This window comes from Mesorhizobium sp. M1E.F.Ca.ET.063.01.1.1, assembly GCF_003998155.1.
In the GTDB taxonomy this organism is placed as follows: domain Bacteria; phylum Pseudomonadota; class Alphaproteobacteria; order Rhizobiales; family Rhizobiaceae; genus Mesorhizobium.
This window is the reverse complement of record NZ_RZSC01000774.1, coordinates 1-2,701: the sequence shown is the minus strand read 5'-3', so window position 1 is coordinate 2,701 and position 2,701 is coordinate 1. Positions and strand designations below refer to the sequence as shown.

The 2,701-nt window shown below is 59.7% G+C and carries 2 protein-coding genes and 1 pseudogene; 2 read left to right on the top strand and 1 reads right to left on the bottom strand.

Annotated features, from left to right (window positions below):
• On the top strand, positions 1-416 hold a 416-nt coding region (locus EOA29_RS32100; RefSeq protein WP_145969921.1), incomplete at its 5' end, for a GNAT family N-acetyltransferase.
• 43 nt (positions 417-459) lie between these two features.
• On the opposite strand, the gene EOA29_RS32095 is transcribed toward EOA29_RS32100, so the two are convergent.
• Complete coding sequence (locus tag EOA29_RS32095; protein ID WP_126095907.1) at positions 460-1,812, bottom strand: hypothetical protein; 1,353 nt, start codon at positions 1,810-1,812, stop codon at positions 460-462.
• Between the two features lie 252 nt (positions 1,813-2,064).
• Between EOA29_RS32095 and EOA29_RS32090 the strand changes: the two are divergent.
• A pseudogene (locus tag EOA29_RS32090) lies at positions 2,065-2,631 on the top strand (DUF3299 domain-containing protein).
• The last annotated feature ends 70 nt before the right edge of the window (positions 2,632-2,701 follow it).

The window sequence follows — 2,701 nt, the reverse complement described above, 5'->3', positions numbered from 1 at the left end:
ATCACATTGAGAACCACGAGAAGAAGCGCATGATGATGGCGCTGATCGATGAAGGCACGCCGATCGGCATCGTCGCCGAACTCGACGGCAGGATGGTTGGCTGGTGTTCAGTCGCGCCGCGCGAGACCTATCGCAGGCTGTCGAAGCAGCAGGACGACAGCGAGACCGGCGTCTGGTCGATCGTCTGCTTCTATGTGCCGAGGGTCCTGCGAGGCGGCGGGCTGGCTTCCGTACTGCTCGATGCTGCGATCGAGCATGCCTTCGCCAAAGGCGCGCGGACGGTTGAGGCCTATCCGGTCGACGAGGCCGCGCCGAGCTATCGTTTCATGGGTTTTCGCGACAGTTTCGTCGCGCGCGGATTCCATGAGGTCGGCACGGCCGGCACTCGCCGGCATGTGATGCGGCTCACCCGTTGATGCTGGCTCCAATGCATTTGTCGGGACACAGATACGGAACGGGCTACCGCCGCAGATCGCGCACGCCGAGTTCTTTCCACATCCACTCGAAACTGTAAGTCGCCATGGGATGAGTCGGGTCAGGCTGCTTGGCGATCTGATTTTCCATGTATTTCAGCCAGTCGGCGACCTTTTGTCGGCCGGCCGGAGTCTTGGCGGCCTGACGCGGCGTCTTGTTCCCCAACATTTTGACCGGCTGATCGAGAGTTTCCAGATAATGCCGATCCAGGTACTCGTGGACCTTCTGTTCGGCGATTTCGGGGGTGATGCTCGATCCCGACGTTTCGGCGCCGCTACGCGGCTCCTCGGCCATCATCTGTTCGACTGTCCTGATCTCAGTTAATGGCGCCCGGACAAGATCGCCAAGGACCTGTTGGATCAGAGCCGTTCCTCTTGCCGCGCGCGCGGCGGAATTGGCCGACAGATGCAGGAAACGGCCCTTCAACTCGACATTGCCAAGCACGAGCGGACCGTTGTCCATCGTGGTGTCCATAGAAGGAGCGGCCGCCGCTTTTGTTTTGTTGCCGCTTTTCGGGGTCTCCTCCAGCCAGTTCCAGAATTTCGCGTCTGCTTGAGACAAGGCCGGAATATCGTTCAATCGAGCGGCGATATCCTCCTGCCTCACGGCGGACCCGAGGGGAAAGCGAACGTTGTGGAATGCGATCTCGTCACCATCGGTATTCTGCAGCCGAGGCCCCGCGACCCTTCCAAGCGTGTCGAACAACCATGAGAGCGTGAACATGAAAGCTGCCGCCTGCAGCTCGTCGTCTTTGATGGCAGGCAGCTTTTTCGCATTTCTTTTGCCGAACAGGCCCCGCAACCCGTCGAACAATGTTTCCGTGGCCTGAGGGGTAAAGGGCAAGACACCGCCAGCCATGACGTTTTTGCCCATGATGGGTACGATCCGCGCGGCAAGCCTGTCCCACTGCTTCAACGTCTTGGTGGCAGTGCCCTCGCTGACGACGATCGGCTCACCGCCGCGGATAAGGTCGCGTGCCATAAAAGACGTTCCTGGAACGACGTCGCTCACCTCATACAAACTCATGACGGAGGTGCGCAGCGCCACCATATACGCCCTTGATTGCGCGCTTTCCTTCCAGCCTCGGCGCTTCAGATATTCGTCGACCATGTTGGTGGGTTCGCCCTCGAAATCCTGCGTCAGGAAATCCTCGAAAACGCAACCCCAAAGGGCGTTCGTCCAGTGGTCACCGAGGACTTCGGCAAGGTCTTCAAAATCCCCTTCGCCCTCGTCGAGGACCGGGCCGAAATGCTCGTTGAAAACTGCCTCGAAGCATTCGCGCCATTCGTCACGGGCAAGAAATTTCATCAGCCCCCTGAGATCGTGGCTGGTCGGCATGGAACTTCTCCAGATTCTTGCGCGCCGGGCACCGCGCGACGCGGGTTCGCTGCCATTATTTGTCGGGCTATTTTCAGCGTCGCTCCCGCAACCAGGCAAGGCCTGGGCAACGATTTCCCGGTGTTTCTTCCATGCGCCTTTCCGCCAGAGCGTTTCTGCGGCGCCCGCCAATTCCATCGGGCCCCCAAAAATGCCTCAGAGATCACGGCAGTTTTACTCGCTCGCAATCATGGACCGACCAGAATGGAGCCAATGAACGACCTTCTCAACACAGGCACGATCATCGCCGCGGTGCTTGGCCTTGCCGTTAGTCAGGCCTCGGCAGAAACCGCGCACATCTTCTGGAAGGATCTGCGCCCCGCGACGCAGGCGGTTGCGGCTGACGCCAACCTGCCAATGATCGCGGCCAAACTGCCCGATCACGGCGAAACATTGTCTCTGAGTCTCCAGGACAAAACCATTCAGCTGGCCGGCTATGCCTTGCCGGTCGATCGCGATGGCGACCTCGTCTACCAGTTCCTGTTGGTGCCATGGACGGGTGCCTGCAGCCACATGCCGACGCCGCCGCCCAACCAGATCGTGCTTGTGACGCCGGCACATCCCTACAAGATGGCGAAGGCCTATCAATCGGTTTCGGTCACCGGCGTGCTGAAGCCCGGCATGTAGAAGAGCCAGCTCTTCATCCTCGACGGCGTCTCGATCGTCCAGTCGGGCTACACGGTGCGCAGAGCCGAAGTGGCAAGCGTCGATACCGTGCCTGACGCGGTCACGCTGCCGGTCAACTCGCCGTGGAATTTCCTCAACAAAAAGAAGAATTAGGCTCTATCGCTTCAGATAACAGTCACGCCGCGTTCGCGCCGGATTCCTTGTCGAGCACCATGTAGTCGAG

What these genes read in the sequence shown, in the direction of transcription:
- EOA29_RS32095 (WP_126095907.1), bottom strand. Translation starts at nt 1,812, where the DNA reads ATGCCGACCAGCCACGATCTCAGGGGGCTGATGAAATTTCTTGCCCGT.